Source organism: Rathayibacter sp. PhB179 (assembly GCF_004345345.1).
In the GTDB taxonomy this organism is placed as follows: domain Bacteria; phylum Actinomycetota; class Actinomycetes; order Actinomycetales; family Microbacteriaceae; genus Rathayibacter; species Rathayibacter festucae.
On sequence record NZ_SLVD01000007.1, the window covers coordinates 128,217 to 154,143 of the forward strand.

A 25,927-nucleotide genomic window follows, 5' to 3' on the forward strand; every position below is an offset into this window, starting at 1 on the left:
ACCGCTAGACCCGGCGACGGGTTCGCGCAACCCGGTTGAGGGGCTCCCGCCGCGGCGCGTAGACCGGACTCATCACCCCGGACCGTCCTGCGCGGCGTGCCCGGGAGCAGCAGGAAGGAAGAGCAGATGGATCTCGGCATCTCCGGGCGCACCGCCCTCGTCACCGGCGGCGACTCCGGCATCGGCTGGCACACCGCCCAGCTCCTGCTCGCGGAGGGCGTCACCGTCGTCCTGAGCGACAAGGACCAGGGGAAGCTCGACGAGGCGGCCGCCCGCCTCGGCGCCGCGGACGGGACGCTGCACGCCTTCGCCGCCGACGTCACCAGCGTCTCCGAGCTCGCCGCCCTGCACGAGCGCACGGCCGAGGCCGTCGGCGAGATCGACATCCTCGTGCAGTGCGCGGGCGTCACCGGCGCCCAGGGCCTCTTCCACGAGATCGACGACGAGGGCTGGACCAGCACGCTCGAGACCGACCTGCTCGGCCCCGTCCGGCTCGTCCGCGAGTTCCTGCCCGACCTGCGCTCCGGAGGCTGGGGCCGCCTCGTGCTCACCGCCTCCGAGGACGCGATGCAGCCCTACGACGACGAGCTGCCCTACTGCGCGGCGAAGGCCGGCGTGCTGGCGCTCGCCAAGGGCCTCTCCCGCTCCTACGCCCTCGAGGGCCTGCTCGTGAACGCGGTGTCGCCGGCCTTCATCCACACGCCGATGACCGACGCGATGATGGACAAGCGCGCCGACGAGAACGGCACCTCGAAGGAGGAGGCCATCTCGTCCTTCCTCGACGAGGAGCGGCCCTACATGGAGCTGAAGCGACGGGGCCGGCCCGAGGAGGTCGCCGCGGTCATCGCGTTCCTCTGCTCGGAGCGCGCCTCGTTCGTCAACGGCTCGAACTACCGCGTCGACTCGGGCTCGGTCGCGACGATCTAGACCCGGGTACCCGGCCCCCGCAGTCCCGGCGCCATCCAGGTCGCGCACTCCGCGCGTCCGGGCGACGTCCAGCCGAAAGAGTCACAATCGAAGTCGGGTTTTCCGCATCCCGGCACTGTCAGAGAAAGGAACGGTCCATGACCACCACCCTCGAACGCCACGTCGAAGCCCCCGCGGGCTCCGGAGCGAAGACCAGCCGCCGCCAGAACGCCGAGAAGGGCTTCAAGGCCTCCAAGGAGCTGCTCGACAGCCTCCAGATCGTCCTCGTCGACCTGATCGAGCTCCACGTCCAGGGCAAGCAGGCGCACTGGAACGTCGTCGGCAAGAACTTCCGCGACCTCCACCTCCAGCTCGACGAGATCATCGAGGCCGCGCGCGAGTTCAGCGACGACATCGCCGAGCGCATGCGCGCGCTGCACGGCATCCCGGACGGCCGCAGCGACACCGTCGCGGCGACCACGACGCTCCCGGAGTACCCGCACGGCGAGATCGACACCGCCGAGACCGTCGACCTCATCACCGTCCGCCTCGAGAACACCGCCGCCACCATGCGCGAGGTGCACGACCAGGTGGACGACGAGGACCCGACGAGCGCCGACCTCCTGCACGCGATCATCCAGAGCCTCGAGCAGTACGCCTGGATGGTGTCGGCCGAGAACCGCACCACCTCCGCCGCGAAGTAGCACCACCGCACCACCCGTCGAGGGACCCCGCCTGCGCTGGGTCCCTCTTCGCGTCCCCGGGGTCGGCGCCGACGGAGGAGCCCGCGGAGCGGGCGCACTTCATGCTGATCGAGCAGCCCGCCTAGCGGGCGCACTTCATGCTGATCGAGCAGCCGGCGCAGCGGGCGCACTTCATGCTGATCGAGTAGCCCGCGCAGCGGGCGTATCGAGATCCCCGCCATCCGCAGTCCTGGTGCCGTCGGTCTCGATACGCCCTGCGGGCTACTCGACCAGCATGCGGAGGCGGCCTCGCGCAACCGGCTCGATCCCGCCCCCAGCCCCCGACAGTAGGGTCGAGGCCATGAGCACGCAGGTTTCCGAGCTGTTCGACGCGCGCCGCTGGGCGCCGGTCGACGGGTTCGACGGTCTCGAGGACATCACCTACCACCACGACCGCTCCGGCCGCATCGCCCGGGTCGCGTTCGACCGGCCGGAGGTGCGCAACGCCTTCCGCCCGCGCACGGTCGACGAGCTGTTCCGCGCACTCGAGGACGCGCGGACGAACCCGCGCATCGGCGTCGTCATCCTGACCGGCAACGGCCCCAGCCCGCGCGACGGCGGCTGGGCGTTCTGCTCGGGCGGCGACCAGCGCATCCGCGGCCGCGACGGCTACCGCTACTCGGACGGCGAGACCGCCGAGGGCATCGACTCGGCGCGCAACGGCCGCCTGCACATCCTCGAGGTGCAGCGGCTGATCCGCTTCATGCCCAAGGTCGTCATCGCCGCCGTCCCCGGCTGGGCGGCCGGCGGCGGGCACTCGCTGCACGTGGTCTGCGACCTGACGATCGCCTCCGAGGAGCACGGCCGCTTCAAGCAGACCGACGCCGACGTCGGCTCGTTCGACGCCGGCTACGGCTCCGCCTACTTCGCCCGCCAGATCGGCCAGAAGAACGCCCGCGAGGTGTTCTTCCTCGCCCGCGAGTACTCCGCGCAGCGCGCGTACGAGATGGGTGCCGTGAACGCCGTCGTCCCGCACGCCGAGCTCGAGGCGACCGCCCTCGAGTGGGCCGAGACGATCCTGACCAAGTCGCCCACCGCGATCCGGATGCTGAAGTACGCCTTCAACGCGGTCGACGACGGACTGGTCGGCCAGCAGCTCTTCGCCGGTGAGACCACCCGCCTCGCCTACGGCACCGACGAGGCCGTCGAGGGGCGCGACTCCTTCCTCGAGAAGCGCGCGCCCGACTGGTCGCCCTTCCCGTGGCAGTTCTGACGGTGGCGGCGGGGGCCGGGGCGGCGCGATCCGGGGCGGCGCGGCGATGACCCGCCCGCTCGCCTCCGTCGATCCGGCGCCGGAGAAGGTGCTCATCGCCCTGCGCGCGGCGCTCGACGGCAGCGGTCCCGCGGTGCGGATCGCGGCCCCGGGGGCGGAGAGCTCCGAGGCGGACGCGGTCGTCCCGCAGCGCGTCGCCGTCGTCGTCGAGACCTCCGGCTCGTCCGGCCCGCCCAAGCGCGTCGCGCTCGCCACCTCTGCGCTGCTGACCAGCGCCTCCGCCACCCTCGCCGAGCTCGGCGGCCCCGGCCGCTGGCTGCTCTGCCTGCCGACGCACTACGTGGCGGGAGTGCAGGTGCTGGTCCGCTCGCTGACCGCCGACGCCGACCCGGTCGTGCTGCCGGCCGGCGGCTTCGACGCCGCCGCCTTCCTCGCCCTCGCCCGGACGATGCCCGCGGGGGAGCGGCGCTACTCGTCACTCGTCCCGGTGCAGCTCGCCCGGCTGCTCGACCTCGCGGAGAGCGTGCCCGCCGAGGCCGCGGTCCTCGCCTCCTTCGACGCGCTGCTGATCGGCGGCCAGTCGACCCCGCAGACGCTGCGCGACCGCGCCGCCGCGCTCGGCGTGCGGATCCGGCTCACCTACGGCTCGAGCGAGACCGCCGGCGGCTGCGTCTACGACGGCGTCCCCCTGCGCGACGTGCGGATGCGCGTCGTCGACGGCCAGGTCCTGCTCGGCGGCCCGACCCTCGCGGAGGGCTACCTGGACGCGGACGGCGGCCTCGACGCGGAGCGCAGCGCCACCGCCTTCGTCTCGCTCGACGGCGAGCGCTGGTACCGCACCGGGGACGCCGGTGTCGTCGAGGACGGCCGCCTGAGCGTCACCGGCCGCCTCGACCGCGTGATCGTCTCGGGCGGGGAGAAGGTCTCGCTGGACGCGGTCGAGCGAGTGCTGCGCGACGGACTCCTGCCCGACGCGGTCGTGGTGCGCCGCTCGGACGCGCAGTGGGGCGAGGTGCCGGTCGTCGCGACGACCGCGCCGGACGCAGACCTGGCGCGGGTGCGCTCCGAGGTGGTCGAGCGGCTCGGCCGAGCGGCCGGCCCGGCGGCGGTCCTGGCCCTCGCGGAGATCCCGCTGCTCGCCTCGGGGAAGCCCGACCGCCGCACCCTCGAGAGCCTCGCCGCGGACGGAGCGGTCTGACCACGGGCCCGGACGGGGGCGGAGAACGACGCGTCGCCCGGCGGCCGACGGCCCGGGACGGGCAGGGACCACTCGGTAGGATTCCCTCCGTGTCGAGTTCGAGTCGCAAGAAGAAGCCGTCGGCGAAGCCCCGGAGCGGTCGCCCCGGCGGCGACCCACGCCGCGTCGTCGTGCAGCCCGCCGGCCCGCGCGAGTGGATCGCCGGAGCCCGGCTGCGGACCCTCCCGCTCGCGATCGCCCCCGTCCTGATCGGCACCGGAGCGACGCAGGTCACGGACGAGGGCTGGCACTGGGTGCGCGCCCTGCTCTGCCTCGTCGTCTCGCTCGCCCTGCAGATCGGTGTCAACTACGCCAACGACTACTCCGACGGCATCCGCGGCACGGACGCGAACCGCGTCGGCCCCTCGCGGCTCACCGGGTCGGGTGCCGCCAAGCCGCGCGCGGTGCTCACGGTCGCGCTGGTCTTCTTCGGGATCGCGGGCGTCGCGGGCCTCGTGCTGACGGTCCTGTCCGGCTTCTGGTGGTTCCTGATCATCGGCGCCGCCGCGATCGCCGCCGCCTGGTTCTACACCGGTGGCCGGCGCCCCTACGGCTACCTCGGCCTCGGCGAGCTCTTCGTCTTCGTCTTCTTCGGACTCGTCGCCACCGTCGGCACGACGTTCGTGCAGATCGGCCGCGCGAACCAGGAGTCCTGGCTCGGCGCCGTCGCCGCGGGCCTGTTCGCCTGCGCCGTGCTGATGGTCAACAACATCCGCGACATCCCGACGGACCGGCTCTCCGGCAAGCGGACCCTCGCGGTCGTCGTCGGCCCGACCATCGCGCGGGCGATGTACAGCGCCTTCGTGCTGGTGCCGTTCGGGATCGCGGTCGTGCTGGCGCTGTTCTACCCGCTCGCCTGGCTGACGCTCTTCGTCCTGCTGGCGGTCCTGCCGGCCATCCTGATCACCCTGACCGCGCGCACGGCCAAGGAGCTCATCCTTGCCCTGCAGCTCACCAGCCTCAGCGGCCTCGCCTACGCCGCGATCCTCGGCGCGGCCCTCGCCTTCTGACCCACCCCGCATGCGCGTCGCGCGCATCCATCGCTGGTCGAGTAGCCCCAGAGGGGCGTATCGAGACCCACCGTCACCGAGTCGCTGAGTCTGAGACCACCGTGCCGACGACGGTGGATCTCGATACGCGCGCTCCGCGCGCTACTCGATCAGCGAAGGTCGCCCGCTGCGCGAGCGACGAATCTCTTCATGCTGGTCGAGCAGCCCCGGAGGGGCGTATCGAGACCCACTCTCACCGAGAGGCGGGGTGAGCAGGCCGATCTCGCCGCGGGGTCAGGCGCTCGGGCGGCCGTCGCGGGCCGCGTCGACCGCGGCGTCCTCGATGTCGTCGTCGGTGGGCGTGCGCGGGACGTCCTTGCGGCGCTCGTAAATGGCCTCGGCGATCCGCTCGCGGGGCTTGCGCAGCACGATGTAGGAGAGCGACATGCTCGCGATGGCGGCGACGAAGCCGGCCGTCACCGCCGCCGTCAGCTCGGAGTCGACGAAGGAGCGCGCCGGCAGGTACACCAGCACGAAGACGCCGGCGAACATGGCCAGACGCAGGAGCGAGTAGACGACGACCGCGCGGCTCAGTTTCACCGGGCAAGTGTACGTCGGCCCCAGCATGCGCGTCCGTGAGCACCCCGGGAGCTCCCTGTCCAGCATCCGTGCGCCCGGTTCCTTCGAGGACCCCGGACGTACACTGGACACCATGATCCGCCTGTTCATCGGCCTGCTCGTGGCCCTCGCCGTCTTCACGGTCTACACCGTGATCGACGTCGCCCTGAGCAATCGCCACTCGGTGCGCGCGATCCCCAAGTGGTCGTGGGTCCTCGTGGTCCTCCTGCTGCCGATCATCGGCGCGGGCCTCTGGTTCTGGATCGGCCGCCCTCGCAAGCAGCGCTCCGAGGGCCGCCGTTTCACGGCTCCGGACGACGACCCCGACTTCCTCGGCACCCTCCGCCGCGAGCGCGACCCGGAGAAGGAGCGCGAGCAGGCCGAGCGCATCGCCCAGCTCGAGCGCGACCTCGCCGATCTCGACGACTCCGGCGAGTCGGACGGCACCGGCCGTCGGGATGCCTGACGCGGCTCCGGTCGCCCCCTCCACCCGTTTCGCGGTCGACCTCCTCACCCGCTTCGTCGCGCTCGGCGTCCGCGACGTCGTCGTCTCACCCGGCTCCCGCTCCCAGGCACTCGCGCTCGTCGCGGCCGAGCTCGAGACCCGCGGCCGCATCCGGCTGCACGTCCGGATCGACGAGCGCTCCGCCGGATTCCTCGCCCTCGGCCTCGCGCTCGAGACCGGTTCGCCCGCCGTCCTGATCACGACCTCCGGCACCGCGACCGCCAACCTGCACCCCGCCGTGCTCGAGGCCGACGCGTCCGACGTGCCGTTGATCGTGCTCACGGCCGATCGACCCGGCGAGCTGCGCGGCATCCGCTCCAACCAGACCACCGACCAGGTCGAGCTGTTCGGCCGCGCCGTCCGCCTCTTCGAGGACGTCGCGGCCCCCGACGCGCAGACGCCGGCGGAGTCGGCCTGCGCCCTCGCCGACCGCGCGCACGCCGCGGCGCTCCGCCCGGGCGGCCCCGTGCACCTCAACCTGGCCTTCCGCGACCCGCTGTCCTCGCGCCTGCCCGCCTTCGACGTGCCCGAGCCCGGATCCGCCGCACCGGCCCCGGACGAGGCCGCGGTCGCCCCGGAGACGATCGCCGCCGGCCCGCTCGAGCCCCTCACCGTCGTCATCGCCGGCGACAAGGCCGGGGCCGAGGCCGAGGCGCTCGCCCGCGCCGGCGACTGGCCGCTGCTCGCCGAGGTCTCCTCCGGGGCCCGCTTCGGTCCGCAGCTCGTCGTCGCCTGGCGACGCCTCCTCTCCGAGCCCGGGTTCGGCGGCCGCGTCCGCCGGGCGATCGTCCTCGGCCACCCGACCCTCTCCCGCGAGGTCCCGGAGCTGCTGCGCCGCGAGGACGTCGAGGTCATCGTCGTGGACCGCGGTCGCCGCGAGTTCTACAACCCCGGCCGCCGTGCCCGGAGCGTCCGCGCTCTCGCCGTCGTCCGTCCCGAGGACTCGCCGCGACCCGAGCGGTCGGAGCGCGCCTGGGCCGGCTCCTGGGTGTCGGCGAGCCGCGCGCTCGTGGCCGACGCCGACCCCGACGCGATCCCCGAGGCGCCCGACGGCGGCTCGATGTCGATCGAGGACCGCCGGGGCTACGCCCGGAACGCCCTGACCGCCATCCGCGCGCCGCTCACCCGCGAGTTCGTGGTCGCCGCCGTCTGGCGCGTCACCTGGCCGCACGACCGCCTGCTCTTCGGCGCCTCGCGCCTCATCCGCGTCGCGGACGGCTCGCTGCCCGGCAAGCGGATCACCGTGCACTCCAACCGCGGGCTCGCCGGCATCGACGGCACGGTCTCGACGGCGATCGGCATCGCCGTCGCCTCGCAGTCCGCCGATGCGGGCTCGGGCGGCGCCACCCGCGTCGTCCTCGGCGACCTCACGCTCCTGCACGAGGCGGGCGGACTGCTGCTCGCCCCGGGCGAGCGCCGCCCGCGCGTGCAGCTCGTCGTCGTGAACGACGGCGGCGGCACCATCTTCGACGGCCTCGAGGTCGCCACCAGCTCGGCTCCCGACGCCTTCGACCGCGTGCAGTTCACGCCGCAGACCGTCGACATCGCGTCCCTGGCGACGGCCTACGGCTGGTCGCACCGCCTCGTCGCCACCCGCGGCGAGCTGGAGCAGGCGCTCACCTCGCCGGGCGAGGGCCCGGGCATCGTCGAGATCGCGCTCGAGCGCTGATCTCCCGCCCCGGCGGCCGCGGCCGTCAGCTCAGGGCGTCGAGGATCGGGCGGAACTTCATGCCCGTCTCCGCGAGCTCGGTGGCGGGGTCGCTGTCCGCGACGATGCCCGCACCGGCCCACGCGGTGACCGCGCCGTCGGGGGAGACCTGCGCGCTGCGCAGCCCCACGGCCCACTCGCCGTCGCCGTTGCCGTCGATCCAGCCCACCGGACCGGCGTAGCGGCCGCGGTCGAACGGCTCGAGCTCCTCCAGCAGGGCGAGCGCGCGGTCGGTCGGCGTGCCGGCGACGGCGGCGGTCGGGTGCAGGGCGTCGACCAGGTCGAGCGCGGTCGAGGCGTCGTCGAGCGTCCCGCGGACGTCGGTCGCGAGGTGCCACAGATTCGGCAGCTTCAGAGCGAAGGGCTCCGGAGTGGTCGTGAGCGCGCCGGTGTGCGGCCGCAGCTCGCGCAGCAGGCTGGCGATGGCGAACGCGTGCTCGGAGCGGTCCTTCGGGCTCGCCAGGAGGGCGCGCACGATCGCGGCGTCCTCCTCCGCGTCGCCGCCGCGCGCGCTGGTGCCGGCGAGGACGCGCGCGGTGATCGCGCCGTGGTCGACCCCGACGAGCGTCTCGGGACTGGCACCGAGGAAGCCGTCGACCGCGAAGGTCCAGCAGTCCGGGTAGCCGTTCGCGAGATCACGGAGCAGCCGACGGCGGTCGGCGTCCCGGGGGAGCCGTCCCTGCAGGTCGCGCGCGAGGACGACCTTCTCGAGGGCGCCCGAGCGGATCGAGCCGACGGCCGACGCGACCGCGGCGCGATACGCGTCCGGCGTCATCGCACCGGGGAGGAGGGGGAGGCGGAACTCGTCGCCGAAGGGCAGCGGAGCGGGGACCGCCGTCGAGCCGGCCGTCTCGTCGGCCGTCCCGATGCGGGTCAGCCACGACCGCCCGCCCCGCGAGCCGATGACCACGCGGGGGACGATCAGGACGCTCGTCGCGCTCGACCGGCTGGAGAAGGCGAAGGCCCCGAAGGCCACCAGTCCCGTGCCCGGGACGCCGAGCGGATCAGCGACGACGGCCGCAGCCGACAGTTCGCGCCACGCTGCGGAGGCCTCGCGGATGCGATCCGGGCCGGAGAACTCCAGCCGCAGCGCCTCGCCGAGCCCGGCCAGTCCTGCGCCGCCGCGCTGCCAGAGCAGCGGCTGCCGCGGATCGACGCGGGTGATCAGCTCGTGCGGGCCGTCGAGCGGTGTCGTCTCGGCATGGAGGGGAGGAGCTCCGGCCCCGGTCGATGTCACTGCTCCACAGTACGCCCGCCGCAGAAAGCGAGACGTTGTGCGCCGGGACCACCCTCGCCCGGGGGTCCGCTGCTACGGTTTCCTCGTCCGGGGCCGCCGCAGCTAGGCGGAGCAAGGCGGCCCCGGCACCTCCGCCCCGTCCCGCTCCCTCCGCGCGGCTCCGCCGGTCCGGCGCCGGTCGCCTGAGCGGATGTGCAAGGGCAGTGGATGCACAGCCGCCACTCCGCTCCTCGCCCTAGACTCGTTGATCGTGACAAAGGCAGACCTCACCAAGCGGCCCGACGAGGTCGCTGCCATGTTCGACACGGTGGCGCCCGCCTACGACCTGACGAACACCGTCCTGTCCGTCGGCAACGACCATCTCTGGCGGATCGCCACGACCCGCGCCGTCAACCCGGCGCCGGGCGAGCGCATCCTCGACGTCGCGGCCGGCACCGGCACCTCGAGCGCCTCGCTGGCGCGCTCCGGAGCGCAGGTCGTCGCCGCCGACTTCTCCCGCGGGATGATCTCGGTCGGCCGCCGCCGGCACGCCGAGAACGAGCTCATCGAGTTCGTCCTGGCCGACGCGATGAAGCTCCCCTTCGAGGACGACTCCTTCGACGCCGTCACCATCTCCTTCGGCCTGCGCAACGTCTCCGAGCCGCGGACGGCGCTCGCCGAGTTCTTCCGCGTCGTCAAGCCCGGCGGCCGCGTCGTGATCTGCGAGTTCTCGACCCCGCCGCTCAAGCCGCTCGCCGCCGCCTACGACTTCTACCTGACGAAGGTCATGCCCGTGATCGTCGGCCTCGCCTCCTCCAACGACCCGGCCTACGACTACCTCGGCGACTCCATCCGCGCCTGGCCCGAGCAGAAGGTCGTCGCGGGCTGGCTCCGCGCCGCCGGCTTCGAGCGCGTCGCCTACCGCGACCTCACCGCCGGGATCGTGGCCCTGCACCGCGGGATCAAGCCGATCGCGGCGACCTGATGCGCGCCCAGGGGCCTGCCGGGCCGAGACGTTAGGGTTTGAGTGTGAACGCCAGTGCGCCCGTCGCCCGCCGCAGTCCGTCTCTGACGGCGCAGCTCGGCCTCTCCGAGCGCATCTTCTCGACCGCTCCGGACCGCGCTCTCGCGCGCGCGATCGACGACGGGCTCGAGCGGGTCGAGGCCGGCATGGTCCAGCAGCTGTCCTTCGCGGACGCCGTCGCCGACGTCTCGACGCGCTACCTGCTCGAGGCCGGCGGCAAGCGGGTGCGGCCGATGCTCACCCTGCTCACCGCGCAGCTCGGCCGGGGCAACACCCCCGAGGTGCTCAGCGCCGCGCAGGCCATCGAGATCACGCACCTCGGCTCGCTTTACCACGACGACGTCATGGACGAGGCGGAGAAGCGCCGCGGCGTGCCCTCGGCGCAGACCGTCTGGGGCAACAATGTCGCGATCCTCACCGGCGACCTGCTCTTCGCCCGGGCGAACCAGCTGATGACCGAGCTCGGCGAGCGCGCGATCCGGCTGCAGACCGACACCTTCGAGCGCCTCGTGCTGGGCCAGCTGCACGAGACGGTCGGCCCGAGCGCCGGCGAGGACCCGGTCGAGCACTACCTCGGCGTCCTGGCCGACAAGACCGGCTCGCTGATCGCCGCCGCCGCGCGCACCGGCGTCGTCTTCTCCGAGGCGCCCGCGCCCTTCGAGGAGGCGGTGCGCGTCTTCGGCGAGAAGATCGGCGTCGCCTTCCAGATCGTCGACGACGTGATCGACCTCTCGCCGCAGCCGGAGGAGACCGGCAAGAACCCGGGCACCGACATCCGCGCCGGTGTCTCGACGCTGCCGATCCTGCGTCTGCGCGAGCGCGCCGTCGCCGACCGTGACGCGGCCGTGCTGCTCGCCCGGATCGAGAGCTACGTCAGCCGCACGAACGACGCGATCGCGCACACCGACGAGCAGAGCGCCGACATCTCCGACGCCATCGCGCAGCTGCGCGACCACCCCGTGACGGCGCAGACCCTCGCCGAGGCCCACGCCTGGGCCGATGAGGCCGTCGACGCCCTCGCCCCGCTGCCCGACGGGCCGGTCCGCAAGGCGCTCACGCGCTTCGCCGACACGGTCGTCGACCGCAACGGCTGACCGAATCGTCGCGGCGCGCATTCGAGCGCCGCAGGAATGAGTCCGGAGACGCGCCTCGGCGCCCCGGCAGGAGGAATGCAATGACCAAGCTCAGGCTGGCCATCGTCGGCGCGGGTCCCGCGGGCATATACGCCGCCGACCTCATGATCAAGGCCGAGAAGAAGTACGACGTCTCGATCGATCTGTTCGAGCACCTGCCGGCGCCCTACGGACTCGTCCGCTACGGCGTCGCGCCCGACCACCCGCGGATCAAGGGCATCATCACCGCGCTCCGCGAGGTGCTCGACCGCGGCGACATCCGCATCTTCGGCAACGTGCACTTCGGCACCGACATCACGCTCGAGGACCTCAAGCGGCACTACAACGCCGTGATCTTCTCGACCGGCGCCATCCGCGACGCCCCGCTCTACGTCCCCGGCGTCGAACTGGAGGGCTCCTACGGCGCCGCCGACTTCGTCAGCTGGTTCGACGGGCACCCCGACGTCCCGCGCACCTGGCCGCTCGAGGCCTCCTCCGTCGCCGTGATCGGCAACGGCAACGTCGCGCTCGACGTCTCGCGGATGCTCGCGAAGCACGCCGAGGACCTGCTGCCCACGGAGGTGCCGCCGAACGTCTACGACGCGCTGGCCGCCTCGCCCGTCACCGACGTGCACGTCTTCGGCCGCCGCGGACCGGCGCAGGTCAAGTTCACCCCGCTCGAGCTGCGCGAGCTCGGCGAGCTGCGCGACGTCGACATGATCGTCGCCGACGAGGACTTCGTGCTCGACGCCGCCTCGCAGGCCGCCATCGAGACGAACAAGCAGGTCATGGTGATCAACCGGGTGCTGAACCAGTGGCGCACCCGTGAGGTCGGCTCCGCCTCGCGCCGCCTGCACCTGCACTTCTGGGCCAAGCCGCTCGAGCTCGTCGACGACGGCACCGGCCGCGTCTCGGCCATCCGCTACGAGCGCACCGAGCCGGACGGCGAGGGCGGCACCCGCGGCACCGGCGAGATCCGCGAGATCGCGGTCCAGGCCGTCTACCGCGCCGTCGGCTACTTCGGCTCCCCGCTCGACGGCCTGCCGTTCGACGAGATGCGCGGCGTCATCCCGAACCGCGAGGGCCAGGTGCTGGACGACAACGACGAGCCGGTGCACGGCGTCTACGCCACCGGCTGGATCAAGCGCGGACCGGTCGGCCTGATCGGGCACACCAAGTCGGACGCGATGGAGACCGTCGGGCACGTGCTCAACGACCAGGCGTCCTGGTGGACCCCGGCGCACCCCGAGGAGTCGGCGGTCGTCGCCCTGCTCGAGGAGCGCGGCGTCGCCTACACCGACCTCGACGGCTGGCACCGCCTCGACGAGCACGAGCAGGCGCTCGGTGCTCCGCAGGGCCGCGTGCGCGTGAAGGTCGTCCCGCGCGAGGACATGATCTCGATCTCGCGCGGCGAGACCGTCTCGAGCTGAGGCGCGTCCTTCGGAAGGGCCCTCGGAGCGATCCGGGGGCCCTTCCGTGCGTCCGCCGCGCGCCAGGACGCCGAGCATCCCCGCGGCGGACTCCCGGGGATCGCTACCGTCCCTGGGATGAGCACACGAGCAGCGGTGAACGGTCGGACGCGTCGAGCGAGGACGACGGGCGTCGCCGTCGTTCTGACACTTCTCGCCGGTCTGCTGGCACCGCCGGCGCAGGCGATGACGCCGCCTCCTCCGCCCGGTGCGAGCGCGCCGACCCACCACGTGGACGTCCGCAGTCCGGGCGCCGACGGCCTGACCCTGCACCAGCCGGAGTCGCACTTCGCCTATCGCGTCGTCCGCGTCGCGCCGGGCATCGGGGTCACGAACACGATCCCGTCGTCGCGGGCGAACGGACTCGACCCCGATGGATCGGTGCTGACGGACGATCGCTTCCAGGCGCTGGTGGATCGGGTCTCGGGAGTCCTCGACCGGATCCGGGCGACTCCGACGGGCGCAGCGGAGCTCAAGGCGATCCCGCACCTCGTCGGCCCGGGCGCGAAGGACGTCTGGACGGTCGCGGGGACGGACGGCTCCGCAGCCGTGAGGTCCGACGTGCAGATCGTGTTCGCGGAGCGCTCGTCCGGCGCGGTCGGAGACACGACGGCGACGAGCTTCGGCCGGGACATCGAGGGGGTGGGCAGCCTGGTCAACCTGAGTCCGGACCTCTGGGGGGACGGGGACTCGACGTGGTCGATGTGGTTCGACCCCGCGTCCGGGGCGGGTCGGCTGCTGAGCGCCGAGACGGCCGTGCACCACGAGCTCATGCACGCGGTCACGGCGGCGGGCGGCGCCGAGCCGACGGGGGACGCCTGGGTCGTCACGCCCGAGTGGACGACGTGGCCACTGACCGGTCCCGCGGACGGTGAGGGCGAGATCCAGGAGAAGCTGACCGAGCTGTTCGCGCACGGGGGGCCGCGCGGGCTGACCGAGGCACGGACGGTCCTGACGTCGCCGGGCCCGAACGGGGAAGCGCCGGTGTTCACGGCCGAGGAGTTCCCCTCGATCAGCGTGGACCCGTGGTTCCTGCGAGCTCAGAATCACGCGACGGACAGGTCCGTCGCCGCCGATACCCCAGCGGGGCAGCGCGAGGGCTGGCTCCGCACCGCAGCGGCCCGGTTGAGCATGGCGCTGCATCCGCCGACCGAGGTCACCTTCGCGCGCGAGCGGGGCGTCGTGACGCGCCCCGAGTACAACCCGAGCACCCTCACCATCGGAGGGGAGTACCTCACGACGCTCGACGTCGTCGTCCCTCGCGGATTCGACGACTGGGAGGCGTCCGACCTGCGGGGGCGCACCGATGTCGTGCCGGCGAAGGGGACGTGGGAGGCGCCGCAGCCGCTGGATTCGTCGTCCACATCGCCGGAGGGGTCGCGGAGCCGGTCCTCTTCCTCCGCCGGGTCCGAGGACCGACCCGGGACGGGCTCGGGGGAGTCGTGCCTCACCTGCGCGGTCACGGCGCGCAGGCCGTCGACAGCGGAGCGGGCGGCAGCGGTCGAGGCGCGGGTGGCGGCGGAGGTGAGGTCGGCGTTCGAGGGTCCGCGGGCGGTGCAGCGGCGGGTGCTGGCGGATCCGGTGGGGGATGCGATCCGGCAGGTGCACGGGCCGGGGCTGGCGTCGGGGGTGTGGGCGCGGTATCCGAAGGTCGTGTCGGGGTTGGAGCGGGCGTCGTTCCGGTTCCTGGCGGGGTCGGACTCGCTGAGCGCGGCGGGCATCGGGCTGGATGTCCTCGGATTGATGCAGGGGGATGTGAGTGCGCTGTCGATCACGAACACGACGGCGGACATCGTGACGACGATCGCGCCGATGCTGGGGTCGCGGATCGCGACGACCGTCGGTGGTGCGGGGGCGGTGGTCGGGTTCATCACGTCGACGATCGCGTTCAGTCAGGGTGGCAGTGAGACGGATTACATCTTCTCGATGGCGGGGATTCTCACGGCTGCGATGCCGGAGCTGGCGCCGCTGATGATCCTGTACACGGCGGCGTCGATCTGGTCGCGCACCTCGCCCGTGGAGGGGGCGATGGATGCGGGGCAGCAGATGGCGATCGCTTTCAAGGACTGGGCGCTGCCGTCGTTGGAGAAGCAGGCGGGTGCGATGGCCGACGCGATGCGCGATGCGGTCTCGGACCGGATGGAGGAGGCCCGCTACCGGGCCGACTATCTGCAGACGAAGGTGGATCTGGAGCAGTTGAGCGCGGGCGAGGACCTGACGACCGGGGGTGGTCCGGGGGACGGTCAGGAGCAGAAGCGTCTGATCCGGGAGGCGACGGATCAGGAGCTCGCCCGGATCGCTGAGGCGGGGGTGCTGAGTCTGGATCAGGGGCTGGATGCTCTGCTGGACGTGTACAACAACGGCGCCGTGTTCACGGAGTTCCGCAAGAAGTGGGCGGACACGATGAACGAGAACGGGGGCGTGTCGATCAACGGGTTCAAGCACCACGTGGACCTCGACGCCCTGCCCACGACCAACCCGACGCCGGTGCACGTGGACGAGTTCACGACTCCGCTGGGATCGATCCGGACGACGATGCAGAGCCGGTACCGGCACGCGCTCGACGACCTGCCGTTGTGGGCGCCGTCGAAGAACGCCTTCACGACGCCGATGGTGACCGAGGAGAAGGTGCTCGCCACGGTCGAGAAGGTGCAGCGCGACTGGGGCTTCACCGCGCCCGCGCCCGCAGCGACCGTCGACTCGGTGACCTCGTTCACCGGCACGGGAACACCGGGCTCGTTCGTACAGATCTGGAACCCGAACACGCACGCCCTCGTCTGCGGGGCGACGAAGGTCAACACCGTCGGCCTGTGGGTCTGCCGCAACGCGAACGGCTTCCAGGAGCCCGGCACGACCTCGACGTACGAGCTCTACTCCTCGACTTCGGACACCGCCGGATTCGCGAGCACCGGCAAGACCGTCACCGTCACGACCACCGGGAAGGCGAAGGCCAAGCCGGTCGTCGAGTGGGGGCCCGACCTCCGCGTCGAGGGGCGCACCGTGATCGGCACCGTCACGGCGGGCGCGGTCGTGCAGCTGCAGACCATGCCCCAGGACAGCATCGACGCCGACAAGAACGGACTCCCTGTTTCCGATCCGGTCACCGCGGCGGACGGGCACTTCACCCTGACCGCGCGACCGGATGCGCCCGGTGGCAGCACCCGTCTCGTCGCCACGTTCAAGGACCACACGATCGCCGAGCGCATCGTCCTGGACGGCGGACCGACCGTCCCGGCCCGGATCCCGGAGAGCGTCGAGGGCTCGCCGATCCGCATCCTCCACCTCACCGCGACCGGCATCGAGGGCGTCGTCCCCGCCGGTCAGAGCGTCCAGCTCCGCCTCGGCGAGGACCCAGCGCTGCCCCCGGTCGCGACCGACGTGACCGGCGCCTTCCGCGTCACCTTCGACCGGCCGATGCCGAATCCGCAGACCATCACCCTGCGCAGCTGGCCCACGGACAAGCCCTGGCAGCAGAGCACCCGCACTGTCGTGTGGGCCGGCCACGACCAGTGAGCACCAGACCGCGGTGCTGAGGGGGCCCTTCCGGACCGGTCGCCCTCGGCGACTCCCGGACGTCGGAGGCCTCCTCTAGGCTTCGGGCACCGCTGACGGACGGAGACCCGATGACGATGCCCGACCTGCCCGCGACGAGTCCCGGCAGCAGCCCGCACGACGTCATCCGGGTGCGCGGAGCCCGGCAGAACAACCTGCGCGGCGTCGACGTCGACATCCCGAAGCGCCGGATCACGGTGTTCACCGGCGTCTCGGGCTCCGGCAAGTCGTCGCTGGTCTTCGGGACGATCGCGGCCGAGTCGCAGCGGCTGATCAACGAGACCTACTCGGCGTTCCTGCAGCAGTTCATGGGCTCGCCGGCCCGGCCGGACGTCGAGTCGCTCGACGGGCTGTCGGCGACGATCGTCGTCGATCAGGAGCGGATGGGCGCGAACGGCCGCTCCACCGTCGGCACCGCGACCGACGCGTACACGATGCTCCGCATCCTCTTCAGCCGGATCGGCGACCCGCACGTGGGCACCAGCGGGGCGTTCTCGTTCAACCTGCCCGAGGGCATGTGCCCGCGCTGCGAGGGCACCGGCCGCGTCTCCGACATCGACCTCGACGCGCTGCTCGACCGCTCGAAGTCGCTCGAGGGCGGTGCGCTCGACGCGATCCCGAACTTCGTCGTCGGCGGCTGGTACTGGAAGAGCCTCGCCGAGTCGGGGCTCTATCCCGCCGACGTGCCGATCGCCGACTTCACGCCGCAGCAGCTCGAGGACTTCCTGTACAAGCCGGCCGTCAAGATGCCGATCGCCGGCATCAACATGACCTACGAGGGCCTCGTGGTCAAGGTGACCCGCCTGTACCTCGCGAAGGAGGCGGCTCAGCCGCACATCCGCGCCTTCGCCGAGCGGGTGGCCGCCTTCGGCCCCTGCCCGGAGTGCGGGGGAGCGCGGCTCACCCGCGCGGCCCTGGGTTCGCTGATCGAAGGTCGGAACATCGCCGAGTGCTCGTCGATGCAGGCGACCGATCTCGCGGAGTGGCTGCGCGGGGTGCCCGACCCCTCCGTCGCGCCGATCGTCGAGGCGCTGCTGGGCACGCTGGACGCGCTCGTGCAGGTCGGGCTCGGCTACCTCTCGCTCGACCGCGAGTCCGGGACGCTCTCCGGCGGCGAGGCGCAGCGGGTGAAGATGGTGCGGCATCTGGGGTCGAGCCTCACCGACATCACCTACGTCTTCGACGAGCCGACCGCCGGGCTGCACCCGCACGACGTCTCGCGGGTGATCGAGCTGCTGCGGCGGCTCCGCGACAAGGGCAACACCGTGCTCGTCGTCGAGCACAAGCCGGAGATCATCGCGGTCGCCGACCACGTCATCGACCTCGGGCCGCGGGCCGGCTCGCACGGCGGCGAGATCCGCTTCGAGGGCTCGGTCGAGGCGCTGCGCGGATCCGACACCCTCACCGGGCGCCACCTCGACCACCGGGTGCCGCTCAAGAGCGAAGTGCGGCGGCCCATGGGCTTCGCCGAGATCCGCGGCGCGTCCACGCACAACCTGCGCGGCGTCGACATCGACGTGCCGCTCGGCGTGCTGACGGTCGTCACGGGCGTCGCCGGGTCGGGCAAGTCCTCGCTGATCCACGGCTCGCTGGCGAAGCGGCCGGGGGTGATCGTCGCCGACCAGTCGCCGATCCGCGGCTCGCGGCGCAGCAACCCCGCCACCTACACCGGCGTGCTCGATGCGATCCGCACCGCCTTCGCGAAGGAGAACGGCGTCAAGGCGGCGCTCTTCAGCGCCAACTCCGCGGGTGCCTGTCCGGTCTGCAAGGGCGCGGGGCTGATCTTCACCGAACTCGGCCCGGCGGCGACCGTCTCGTCGATCTGCGAGGAGTGCGAGGGCAAGCGGTTCACCGCGGAGGTGCTCGAGTACCGGCTGCGCGGGAAGAACATCCACGAGGTGCTCTCGATGCCGATCGTCGAGGCGGCCGAGTTCTTCGGCTCCGGGCCGGCGCACACGATCCTGGCCCGCCTCGTGGACGTGGGGCTCGGCTATCTCACCCTCGGGCAGCCGCTGAACACGCTGTCCGGCGGCGAGCGGCAGCGGCTGAAGCTCGCGATCAACATGGCCTCGAAGGGCTCGGTCTACATCCTCGACGAGCCGACGACCGGCCTGCACCTGGCCGACGTCGACAACCTGCTCGGCCTGCTCGACCGCCTCGTCGACTCCGGCTCCTCGGTGATCGTGATCGAGCACCACCAGGCGCTGATGGCGCACGCCGACTGGATCATCGACGTCGGCCCGGGCGCGGGGCACGACGGCGGGTCGATCGTCTTCGAGGGGACGCCGGCCGACCTCGTCGCCGGTGCGCAGACCCGCACCGCCGACGCGCTGCGGGCCTACACGGCCTGACCGCGAGAAGGTCGTCCTGCGGCGAGGGGACGTCCACGCTGATCGAGCAGCCCGCGAAGCGGGCGCATCGAGATCCTCCATCGTCAGAGCAGGAGGCTGCAGACCTGCCGTGCTGAGGACCGCGGGTCTCGATACGCCCCTGCGGGGCTACTCGACCAGCATGGGTCGCGCTCACTCCGGGGCTGCTCGGTCAGCGCGAGAAGGGGCCGCTCAGGGCCGCCCACTGCAGCAGCATGATCGTCTTCGCGTCGATGATCTGGACGCCGATCTGCGCGAGGGCCTCGTCGAAGGACAGCTCGACGAGCTCGGTGTCCTCACCCTCGTCCGCGAGCCCGGCGTAGACGCCGTCGCTCGAGCCGGCGCGGTAGGGACCGGCGTAGAAGTGCAGCATCTCGGTGATCGAGCCGGGGCTCATGTACGCGTCGAAGACGTGCTCGAGCCGGCCGACCTCGAGGCCGGTCTCCTCGGACGCCTCGCGGCGCGCGCCCTCCTCCGGACCGTCCTCGTCGAGCAGACCCGCCGGCACCTCGAGCAGCATGCCGTCGAGGTTGCCGTTGACGTAGGTGGGGTAGCGGAACTGCCGCACGAGCACGACGGAGCGCGCCTCGAGGTCGTAGAGCAGCACAGCCGCGCCGTTGCCGCGGTCGTAGGTCTCGCGGTGCTCGGTGGTCCAGCGGCCGTCGCGGCGCCGGTACTCGAACTCGGTGGTGCGCAGGACGTACCAGTGGCTGGAGAGGAGGGTCACCGACTTCACGACCACGTCGGGGTTGCCGGTCAGGTCGTAGCCCTCGCGGTCGAGGCCGGTGCGGCCCCGAGCGTCGGGGGCGTCGATGCCGCGGCGGGTCTGCGTGCTCTCGGAGTGCGACATCCCTCAGCGGAAGTTGACGAACTGGAGGTCGAGGTCGAGGTCGGCCCCGCGCAGCAGCGCCATCGTCGCCTGGAGGTCGTCGCGGCTCTTGGACGAGACGCGGAGCTCGTCGCCCTGGATCTGCGACTTGACCGACTTGGGGGCCTCGTCGCGGATCAGCTTGTTGATCTTCTTCGCCTGCTCCTGGTCGATGCCGTCCTTGAGCGTCGACTCGATGCGGTACTCCTTGCCCGAGGCGAAGGGCTCGCCGGAGTCGAGGCTCTTGAGGCTGATGCCGCGCTTGATCAGCTTGGTCTGGAAGACGTCGAGGATGGCGTTCGCCCGCTCCTCGGTGTTCGCCTTGATCAGGATCTTCTCGCCGCTCCACGCGATCGAGGCGCCGACGTTCTTGAAGTCGTAGCGCTGCTCGACCTCCTTGTGGGCCTGGTTGAGGGCGTTGTCCGCCTCCATCTTGTCGACCTTGCTGACGACGTCGAACGTTGAATCTGCCATGCCTCCGAGCTTAGCTTTCGCGCCTCCGCCGGGCCGTTCCGGAGGCGCGCCTGGTACGAAGGGACGGTGCGCCGCCTCCCCGCCCTGCTGATCCTGCCGCTCGTCGGCCTCGTGCTCGTCGGCTGCACCCGCCCCGCGGAGCCCGCGGTGGAGTACGAGGACGGAGTCGTGACGGTGCCGCCGGCGGCTACCGCTCCCGCCGCGGCCGACCCGGCGCTGCTGGAGGACCCCGAGGAGACGGCGGCGACTCCGGTGCGACAGCTCACGAGCGGGGACTGGCTGGCCGGCACCGCCGAGGGCAGCGGCATCCCGGTGCGCGCGCTCACGGCCTACGCGGGCGCGGCGCTGCTTACCTCCTCCGTCGACCCCGGCTGCGGCCTCGACTGGGCGACACTCGCCGGCATCGGCTACGTCGAGAGCCGGCACGGCACGATCTTCGGCGGCGAGCTCGGCGAGGACGGCCGCCCGACCGAGCCGATCTACGGACCCTCGCTGGACGGCACGCGGTTCGACCGCGTCGAGGACAACGACGGCGGCGCGCTCGACGGCGACCCCGAGACGGACCGCGCGATGGGCCCGCTGCAGATCATCCCCGCCACCTGGATGCGCTGGGCATCGAGCGGCTGGGACCCGCAGAACGTCGACCAGCAGGCGGTCACCGCGGCGCGCTACCTCTGCCAGGCGGGCGGCGACCTCACCACGCAGTCCGGCTGGCGCGACGCGATCGCGGCCTACAACCCGGCGACGAGCTACGCGGGCAAGGTCGCCGAGGCGGCGTCCCGCTACGCCGCGGCGGCGGGCTGAGGCCGATTTCCGATCCGGGGAGCGCGTGGGTATCCTTGTCCAGCGCCTTCGGTCGAGAGCTTGACTCCCGGTCGGGTGCGCGACGGCGAGTTACCCTAGCGGCCAAAGGGATCTGACTGTAAATCAGACGGCGTAGCCTTCGGGGGTTCGAATCCCTCACTCGCCACAGCACTGCGACCGAAGCCCCGCACGCGCCTCCACGAGGCGGGTGGCGGGGCTTCCTCCGTCTCCCGATCTTTCTGGAGCGTGGGTCTCGATACGCCCCTCCGGGGCTACTCGACCGGCATGCAGCTGCTGCGGCACTCAGAACTCATGCTGATCGAGTGGCCCGCACAGCGGGCGTATCGAGATCCACCAGCGTCAGAAGACGAGTCTGCAGACCCGCCCTGATGATGACGTCGGGTCTCGATCCGCCCCTGGGGGGCTGCTCGACCGGCATGGACGGGGTCGTGTACGCGCCCTCGTGAGCGCCAAGAGGATCACGACCGCACCAGGTCCGGCGTCAGTCGAAGTGCAGGGCGGGGTTGAGGATCTGCCGGCCCCAGAGACGATCGCGATCGCGAGCGGAGAGTCCCGCCTCGGTGACGGCGTCGTGCCAGCCGTCGTGGACGGTCGCGACGACGTCCTCCGTGATGCGGCGTCCCTGCTTCGTGCTCAGCCCGTACGTTCCGCTCTGCTGGACCAGGAGCGGCAGGGAGGACCGGCGCTCTCCCCGGCGGCCGAACGCCATGGCCTGGGAGGCGCTCTCGCCCGAGCGCGGGCCGGGGGTGAGGTCGAACGCGGGTGTCAGCCGGAGGGAGGCGCCGTCCCAGAACGCAGCATGATTGCGAGCGTGGTCGTCGCTGTTGCTGATGGCCATGTTGAAGGCGATCCGGCGGAAGAGCTCCTCACCTGCGGCCGCGTCGCCGTACTGCCGGAGGACGTCGAGGATCGACGGGTAGGAGACGTAGCGAGCCGTCATCTCGCTCTCGCCCGCCAGGGTCAGTCCGCTGACAACGTGCCGACGGGTGCCTTCCGGGCCCCGGTCGAACCTCTCGAGCAGGAGGACGTCCTTCCCGCCCGCGGTGACGACCTCCCACGTCGGCACGTCGATGCTCGCCCGGGCCGCGAGTGCGAGCATGGTCGCCTCCGCACGGACGTAGGAGAACAGGCGGTCGGTCGAGGAGGCGAACTTCGCGAGGATGCGACGCCCGTCCTCGCTGATCAGCGTCGCCTTGGGCCGCGCGCCGCCGATGGAGGTGCCGTGCTCGAGCGCCGCCTCGAGCTCCGGGGTCAGGCGCACGCCGGCTTCCAGGGCCTCTGCGGCTCGTCGCAGCTCTTCGAGCGTCGCCGAGTCGGATCGGGAGACGTAGTCCGTGGGCGACTCCTGGAAGTCGAGGGCGCCGAAGCGATCCGAGCCGGAGCGGAGCAGGTAGTCGATCTCGCCGAGATCGTCGTCCTCGCCGAGGCCTAGTCCGTAGCGGATGACGCCGCGGCCCCATCCGTCGGGCGCGCCGTCGCGGAGCGCGCCGGCGATGACCAGACCGTCTCTCGGCGGCTGGGCGCCACGGGTCAGAGGAAGCTCGGGCGCGAGGGCGATCGCCCCCGGCCGCTCCAGGTAGCTCCGTGCGTAGGCGAAGCGGGTGGCCGCGCCGTCCGCTTCCACGACTCCGGCGACGACGGGCACCCCGGCGCCGGGAAGCCAGGTCCAGACGTAGGCGTGCTCAGAAGTCGTCATCGACGACCGCCGCGCCTCGTCGGACTCGCGAGGGGAGCAGGGCGAGCCGCTCCTCCCCGCGGTGCCGCAGTCGAGCCATCTCGACCGGGTCCTCGATGCCGAACGGCGCGCTGCCCGTGAGGACGAGCAGCTCCAGCACCGTCGCGAACGCGGTGCCCGGCGCACCGGATTCGGCGGCGAGGACGGTGCGCTCGGAGACGCCGGCACGGCCTGCGAGTTCGCCCGCCGACCAGCCGCGGTCGCCGCGCCCGGTGCGGATCAGCTGACCGGTGACGCGGAGGGCGTCATCGACCACTGGACGCGGCTGAAGGATGCGCTTGACCATCGGACCTCCATGAACGCTGTCTCAGGGTAGTTGGGACATCATTTATGGGGTCGATCCTAGCGCGCACGGCGTTTCGTCATCCGGAGGACCATCAGCGAGTCGCCGCGAGGAACTGCTCGAGGGACAGCGGGGCGCGGCCCGTCAGGCGCTCGACGTCGCCGGAGACGTGCTGCATCTCGCCGGCGGCGACGGCGGTGTAGGTGCTGATCCAGGCGTCGAGCTGCCAGTCGGGGGCGTTCCAGCGGCGGCGGGAGGCGCGCGCCTCCTCGAGTGTCTCGTCGACGAAGACCGCGGGGTGGCCGGCGGCGGTGAGGACGGCCGCGATCTCGTCGAAGGTGAGGGCCTCGGGACCGGTCAGCTCGTAGGTCGCGCCGCGGTGCTCCTCGGGGGCGCGCAGGATCGCGGCGGCGGCGCGGGCGACGTCCTCGCGGGCGACGATCGCCGCGCGGCCGGTGCCGGCCGGGCCGCGGATCGCGCCGTCGTCGCCGAGCATCGCGGGGACGAAGTCCAGATAGAGGTTGTCACGGAGGAAGGTCCACGACATCCCGGAGGCGCGGATCGCCTCCTCCGTCGCGGCGTGGTCGCGCGCGAGCGTGAAGGTCGCGGTGGGGGAGGCGCCGGCGAAGGACGTGTAGACGACGTGCTCGACGCCCGCGGCGGCGGCGGCCGCGACCATCGAGAGGTGCTCGGCGAGCCGGTCCTCGTTCTCGGCCGCGGACACCATCAGCAGGAGGCGGACGCCGTCGAGCGCATCGCCCGGATCGGTGAAGGACGAGCGGACGGCCGTCGCCCCCGGCAGCTCGGGCGCACGCGAGGGGTCGCGGGCGAGGAGGCGGAGGGGGAGGCCGGCGTCGGCGAGCAGGCGCGCGACGCGGCCGCCCACCGCCCCGGTGGCTCCGGTCACTGCGATCGGGGGCTGAGGGGTCACGGCGGCGCTCATGCCCCCATGATCCTCCGCGGGCCCGGTCGCCGTCTGCCCCGCCTGCGTCCGTCCCCGCCGGACCGGCCGGTCCCTAGGCTGGACGCATGAGCGCCCACGCCTCCCTCCTCGCCATCGCCCGCTCGATCGCCGTCGAGGCGGCGCACCTCGCCCGGCAGCGCCGCCAGGACGGGGTCGAGATCGCCGCCTCGAAGTCGTCGCCGGAGGACGTGGTCACGGCCGCCGACCGCGAGGTCGAGCAGCTGATCCGCCGCCGGCTCGCCGAGGCACGCCCGGACGACGGCTTCCTCGGCGAGGAGTCGGGCGCGGGCGGCGGGACGAGCGGGCTCACCTGGGTCGTCGATCCGATCGACGGCACGGTCAACTACCTCTACGGCATCCCCTCCTACGCGGTCAGCATCGCGGTCGTCGAGGGCGAGCCGGAGCCCGAGACCTGGACCGCGCTCGCCGGGGCGGTCGTCAACGGCGCCACCGGCGAGGTCTACACCGCGAGCCGGGGCGGCGGGGCCGAGCGCGACGGGGCCGCGCTGCACGTCACTCCGCCCGCCTCGCTCTCGCTGGCGCTGGTCGGCACGGGATTCGGCTACGACGCCGCGCGCCGGATGCGCCAGGGCGCGGTCGTGCAGGAGCTGCTCGGCTCGGTGCGGGACATCCGCCGCATCGGCTCGGCGGCGCTGGACCTCTGCGCGGTCGCCTCGGGGTCGCTGAACGCGTACTACGAGCGCGGGCTGAACCCGTGGGACCTCGCGGCGGGCGCCCTCGTCGCGGAGGAGGCCGGGGCCGTCGTCGCGGGCTTCGACGGCCGCCCGGCGGGCAACGGCCTGCTGATCGCGGCCCCGGAGCCGATCTTCAGCGAGCTCGAGGCTCTGCTGCGGCGGCTGCGCGCCGACGAGGTCTGATCGGGGACCGGTTCCGCGCGAAGTCGGTGCATGCGCGCGCATGATCGCGCAGGATCCGAGCGCCGAGCGCGGATCCGGCGACGAGGATCCGGCCTCTCGACGACCCGCTCTGGCCGGATCGGGAGTCCGTGGTTATCCTTTATGAATTCGTGACATTCGCACAGGATGCGGTCGCGGATCCCCGAGAAGCGCTTCGACTCCCTGGCGGAGTGCCGCTCGTCCCCCGCCCCCGACGGAAGATCCGGATTTCGTGAGCCCCGATTCGCCCTTGCCCGCTGCCCCCGCATCGACCCCTGGCGAATCCCTCCCACCCCTCACCCGTCGCGAGCTGCGCGAGCGCGAGCGCGCCGAGGCCCTCGCTGCCGACGTCCAGGCCGAGGGAGTGGCGGTCGGCCCGGCCGAGCTCCGCGACGCCGAGCTGCGGGTCGCCTCCGTCCGCTCCGCGCCGCCGGCGCCCGTCTCCGCACCCCGCGTCGCGCCGCTGCGACCCGTGCGGTCGAGCCGCCGGATCGGCGGGCTCGTCGCGCTGTCGTTCGTCGCCGCGATGGTGGCGGCGACCTCGCTGCCCGCCACGTCGCTCCTCACCGCGGAGGAGGTGCAGGCGCAGAACCTCGTCGTCGCGCCCGGCGGCACCGTCGACCGCGGCGCGCAGTCCTTCACGACCGGCGAGGTCAGCGCCGAGACCGTCGCGCGCGACGGCTTCGGCGTGCAGGAGCGCAAGACGCAGACCGACGTGTCCGCGATCGTCCGCACCTCCGACGCCGGCTTCACCAACGACCCGAACGCCTCGATCCAGTGGCCCTTCGCGGTCGGTGTGCCGGTGGGAGACCGCTTCGGCTACCGCAACTGCGCGGGCTGCTCGGTCAATCACGGCGGCACCGACTTCAACCCGGGCAACGGCTCGCCGATCCAGGCGATCGCCGACGGCGTGGTCCGCACGGTGATCGACGGCGAGGGCTCGCTGGGCGTGCACGTCATCGTCGACCACGAGATCGACGGGCAGCTCGTCTCCAGCGTCTACGCGCACATGCAGCACGGCTCCGCGGCGGTGAACGAGGGCGACCCGGTCAAGGTCGGCCAGCTGCTCGGCCTCGTCGGCACGACCGGCATGTCGACCGGGCCGCACCTGCACTTCGAGATCCGCCTCGACGGCGTGACCAAGGTCGACTCCTACCTCTGGCTGAAGGCGAACGCCGGGCGCTGAGCCGCCGCGGGCCCGGCCGCTCCCGTTCGATCTGC

General features: G+C 72.5%; 22 protein-coding genes and 1 tRNA gene. 16 read left to right on the top strand and 7 right to left on the bottom strand.

Features of this window, described 5'->3' with window-relative positions; genetic code table 11:
• Positions 1 to 126: 126 nt before the first annotated feature.
• From EDF43_RS15020 to EDF43_RS15040, 5 genes are all read left to right on the top strand, one after another.
• Positions 127 to 927, top strand: coding sequence for an SDR family oxidoreductase (locus EDF43_RS15020; protein WP_132437535.1), 801 nt, complete (start codon positions 127 to 129; stop codon positions 925 to 927).
• A 137-nt stretch (positions 928 to 1,064) separates the two neighbouring features.
• The gene (locus tag EDF43_RS15025; protein WP_123732843.1) at positions 1,065 to 1,610 is read left to right on the top strand and encodes a DNA starvation/stationary phase protection protein; all 546 of its coding nucleotides are present in this window, start codon (positions 1,065 to 1,067) and stop codon (positions 1,608 to 1,610) included.
• Between the two features lie 340 nt (positions 1,611 to 1,950).
• Positions 1,951 to 2,862, top strand: a complete 912-nt coding sequence (locus tag EDF43_RS15030) for a 1,4-dihydroxy-2-naphthoyl-CoA synthase (protein ID WP_123447867.1) — start codon at positions 1,951 to 1,953, stop codon at positions 2,860 to 2,862.
• A 46-nt stretch (positions 2,863 to 2,908) separates the two neighbouring features.
• On the top strand, positions 2,909 to 4,060 hold the full coding sequence (locus EDF43_RS15035) for an AMP-binding protein (protein ID WP_132437536.1): 1,152 nt from the start codon (positions 2,909 to 2,911) through the stop codon (positions 4,058 to 4,060).
• A gap of 170 nt (positions 4,061 to 4,230) precedes the next feature.
• Positions 4,231 to 5,109 carry a 1,4-dihydroxy-2-naphthoate polyprenyltransferase gene (locus tag EDF43_RS15040; protein ID WP_123447880.1) on the top strand — a complete coding sequence of 293 codons (879 nt, stop codon included), beginning with the start codon at positions 4,231 to 4,233 and terminating at the stop codon, positions 5,107 to 5,109.
• Between the two features lie 273 nt (positions 5,110 to 5,382).
• Here the strand turns inward: EDF43_RS15040 and EDF43_RS15045 are convergent, their stop codons facing one another.
• On the bottom strand, positions 5,383 to 5,688 hold the full coding sequence (locus EDF43_RS15045) for a DUF4229 domain-containing protein (protein ID WP_165909132.1): 306 nt from the start codon (positions 5,686 to 5,688) through the stop codon (positions 5,383 to 5,385).
• Between the two features lie 112 nt (positions 5,689 to 5,800).
• On the opposite strand from EDF43_RS15045, the gene EDF43_RS15050 reads away from it, so the two are divergent.
• Both EDF43_RS15050 and menD read left to right on the top strand, forming a co-directional pair.
• Positions 5,801 to 6,172 (top strand): PLD nuclease N-terminal domain-containing protein, encoded by a 372-nt coding sequence (locus EDF43_RS15050; protein ID WP_123447864.1) that lies wholly within the window; start codon positions 5,801 to 5,803, stop codon positions 6,170 to 6,172.
• Positions 6,165 to 7,880 (top strand): 2-succinyl-5-enolpyruvyl-6-hydroxy-3-cyclohexene-1-carboxylic-acid synthase, encoded by a 1,716-nt coding sequence (gene menD / locus EDF43_RS15055; RefSeq protein WP_132437538.1) that lies wholly within the window; start codon positions 6,165 to 6,167, stop codon positions 7,878 to 7,880. The genes EDF43_RS15050 and menD overlap by 8 nt, the downstream gene beginning before the upstream one ends.
• A gap of 25 nt (positions 7,881 to 7,905) precedes the next feature.
• Here the strand turns inward: menD and EDF43_RS15060 are convergent, their stop codons facing one another.
• Positions 7,906 to 9,156 carry an isochorismate synthase gene (locus EDF43_RS15060; protein ID WP_132437539.1) on the bottom strand — a complete coding sequence of 417 codons (1,251 nt, stop codon included), beginning with the start codon at positions 9,154 to 9,156 and terminating at the stop codon, positions 7,906 to 7,908.
• A gap of 250 nt (positions 9,157 to 9,406) precedes the next feature.
• On the opposite strand from EDF43_RS15060, the gene ubiE reads away from it, so the two are divergent.
• The 5 genes from ubiE to EDF43_RS15085 all read left to right on the top strand — a co-directional run bounded on the left by ubiE (position 9,407) and on the right by EDF43_RS15085 (position 18,643).
• A complete protein-coding gene (gene ubiE, locus EDF43_RS15065; RefSeq protein WP_243581317.1) occupies positions 9,407 to 10,120 on the top strand; it encodes a bifunctional demethylmenaquinone methyltransferase/2-methoxy-6-polyprenyl-1,4-benzoquinol methylase UbiE in 714 nt (237 codons plus the stop codon).
• A 44-nt stretch (positions 10,121 to 10,164) separates the two neighbouring features.
• The gene (locus EDF43_RS15070) at positions 10,165 to 11,253 is read left to right on the top strand and encodes a polyprenyl synthetase family protein (RefSeq protein WP_132437541.1); all 1,089 of its coding nucleotides are present in this window, start codon (positions 10,165 to 10,167) and stop codon (positions 11,251 to 11,253) included.
• A gap of 80 nt (positions 11,254 to 11,333) precedes the next feature.
• Positions 11,334 to 12,701 (top strand): FAD-dependent oxidoreductase, encoded by a 1,368-nt coding sequence (locus EDF43_RS15075; protein WP_132437542.1) that lies wholly within the window; start codon positions 11,334 to 11,336, stop codon positions 12,699 to 12,701.
• Between the two features lie 117 nt (positions 12,702 to 12,818).
• Positions 12,819 to 16,253 carry a hypothetical protein gene (locus tag EDF43_RS21915; RefSeq protein WP_165909133.1) on the top strand — a complete coding sequence of 1,145 codons (3,435 nt, stop codon included), beginning with the start codon at positions 12,819 to 12,821 and terminating at the stop codon, positions 16,251 to 16,253.
• Positions 16,254 to 16,363: 110 nt separating this feature from the next.
• Positions 16,364 to 18,643: an excinuclease ABC subunit UvrA gene (locus tag EDF43_RS15085; RefSeq protein WP_165909134.1), complete on the top strand. Its 2,280-nt coding sequence runs from the start codon at positions 16,364 to 16,366 to the stop codon at positions 18,641 to 18,643.
• Positions 18,644 to 18,833: 190 nt separating this feature from the next.
• Here EDF43_RS15085 and EDF43_RS15090 read toward each other — a convergent pair whose 3' ends face one another.
• Both EDF43_RS15090 and EDF43_RS15095 read right to left on the bottom strand, forming a co-directional pair.
• Positions 18,834 to 19,511 carry an NUDIX domain-containing protein gene (locus tag EDF43_RS15090; RefSeq protein ID WP_132437543.1) on the bottom strand — a complete coding sequence of 226 codons (678 nt, stop codon included), beginning with the start codon at positions 19,509 to 19,511 and terminating at the stop codon, positions 18,834 to 18,836.
• Between the two features lie 3 nt (positions 19,512 to 19,514).
• Complete coding sequence (locus EDF43_RS15095; RefSeq protein WP_123447856.1) at positions 19,515 to 20,003, bottom strand: YajQ family cyclic di-GMP-binding protein; 489 nt, start codon at positions 20,001 to 20,003, stop codon at positions 19,515 to 19,517.
• 66 nt (positions 20,004 to 20,069) lie between these two features.
• Between EDF43_RS15095 and EDF43_RS15100 the strand changes: the two genes are divergently transcribed.
• Both EDF43_RS15100 and EDF43_RS15105 read left to right on the top strand, forming a co-directional pair.
• Positions 20,070 to 20,807 carry a hypothetical protein gene (locus EDF43_RS15100; protein WP_132437544.1) on the top strand — a complete coding sequence of 246 codons (738 nt, stop codon included), beginning with the start codon at positions 20,070 to 20,072 and terminating at the stop codon, positions 20,805 to 20,807.
• An 84-nt stretch (positions 20,808 to 20,891) separates the two neighbouring features.
• A tRNA-Tyr gene (locus EDF43_RS15105) sits at positions 20,892 to 20,973 on the top strand.
• A gap of 336 nt (positions 20,974 to 21,309) precedes the next feature.
• Here the strand turns inward: EDF43_RS15105 and EDF43_RS15110 are convergent.
• From EDF43_RS15110 to EDF43_RS15120, 3 genes are all read right to left on the bottom strand, one after another.
• The gene (locus EDF43_RS15110) at positions 21,310 to 22,524 is read right to left on the bottom strand and encodes a type II toxin-antitoxin system HipA family toxin (protein WP_132437545.1); all 1,215 of its coding nucleotides are present in this window, start codon (positions 22,522 to 22,524) and stop codon (positions 21,310 to 21,312) included.
• Positions 22,511 to 22,819, bottom strand: a complete 309-nt coding sequence (locus EDF43_RS15115; RefSeq protein WP_207901785.1) for a hypothetical protein — start codon at positions 22,817 to 22,819, stop codon at positions 22,511 to 22,513. The genes EDF43_RS15110 and EDF43_RS15115 overlap by 14 nt, the downstream gene beginning before the upstream one ends.
• A 121-nt stretch (positions 22,820 to 22,940) precedes the next feature.
• The gene (locus EDF43_RS15120; RefSeq protein ID WP_132437547.1) at positions 22,941 to 23,789 is read right to left on the bottom strand and encodes an SDR family oxidoreductase; all 849 of its coding nucleotides are present in this window, start codon (positions 23,787 to 23,789) and stop codon (positions 22,941 to 22,943) included.
• 86 nt (positions 23,790 to 23,875) lie between these two features.
• Between EDF43_RS15120 and EDF43_RS15125 the strand changes: the two genes are divergently transcribed.
• Both EDF43_RS15125 and EDF43_RS15130 read left to right on the top strand, forming a co-directional pair.
• The gene (locus EDF43_RS15125; RefSeq protein WP_132437548.1) at positions 23,876 to 24,688 is read left to right on the top strand and encodes an inositol monophosphatase family protein; all 813 of its coding nucleotides are present in this window, start codon (positions 23,876 to 23,878) and stop codon (positions 24,686 to 24,688) included.
• Between the two features lie 250 nt (positions 24,689 to 24,938).
• Positions 24,939 to 25,892 (top strand): M23 family metallopeptidase, encoded by a 954-nt coding sequence (locus tag EDF43_RS15130; protein ID WP_165932478.1) that lies wholly within the window; start codon positions 24,939 to 24,941, stop codon positions 25,890 to 25,892.
• The last annotated feature ends 35 nt before the right edge of the window (positions 25,893 to 25,927 follow it).

Coding starts and splice junctions, on each gene's coding strand:
- EDF43_RS15075 (WP_132437542.1), top strand. CDS start 11,334: ATGACCAAGCTCAGGCTGGCCATCGTCGGCGCGGGTCCCGCGGGCATA.
- EDF43_RS15020 (WP_132437535.1), top strand. CDS start 127: ATGGATCTCGGCATCTCCGGGCGCACCGCCCTCGTCACCGGCGGCGAC.
- EDF43_RS15025 (WP_123732843.1), top strand. CDS start 1,065: ATGACCACCACCCTCGAACGCCACGTCGAAGCCCCCGCGGGCTCCGGA.
- menD (WP_132437538.1), top strand. CDS start 6,165: ATGCCTGACGCGGCTCCGGTCGCCCCCTCCACCCGTTTCGCGGTCGAC.
- EDF43_RS15120 (WP_132437547.1), bottom strand. CDS start 23,789: ATGAGCGCCGCCGTGACCCCTCAGCCCCCGATCGCAGTGACCGGAGCC.
- EDF43_RS15050 (WP_123447864.1), top strand. CDS start 5,801: ATGATCCGCCTGTTCATCGGCCTGCTCGTGGCCCTCGCCGTCTTCACG.
- EDF43_RS21915 (WP_165909133.1), top strand. CDS start 12,819: ATGAGCACACGAGCAGCGGTGAACGGTCGGACGCGTCGAGCGAGGACG.
- EDF43_RS15125 (WP_132437548.1), top strand. CDS start 23,876: ATGAGCGCCCACGCCTCCCTCCTCGCCATCGCCCGCTCGATCGCCGTC.
- EDF43_RS15095 (WP_123447856.1), bottom strand. CDS start 20,003: ATGGCAGATTCAACGTTCGACGTCGTCAGCAAGGTCGACAAGATGGAG.
- EDF43_RS15085 (WP_165909134.1), top strand. CDS start 16,364: ATGACGATGCCCGACCTGCCCGCGACGAGTCCCGGCAGCAGCCCGCAC.
- EDF43_RS15035 (WP_132437536.1), top strand. CDS start 2,909: ATGACCCGCCCGCTCGCCTCCGTCGATCCGGCGCCGGAGAAGGTGCTC.
- EDF43_RS15030 (WP_123447867.1), top strand. CDS start 1,951: ATGAGCACGCAGGTTTCCGAGCTGTTCGACGCGCGCCGCTGGGCGCCG.
- EDF43_RS15110 (WP_132437545.1), bottom strand. CDS start 22,524: ATGACGACTTCTGAGCACGCCTACGTCTGGACCTGGCTTCCCGGCGCC.
- EDF43_RS15090 (WP_132437543.1), bottom strand. CDS start 19,511: ATGTCGCACTCCGAGAGCACGCAGACCCGCCGCGGCATCGACGCCCCC.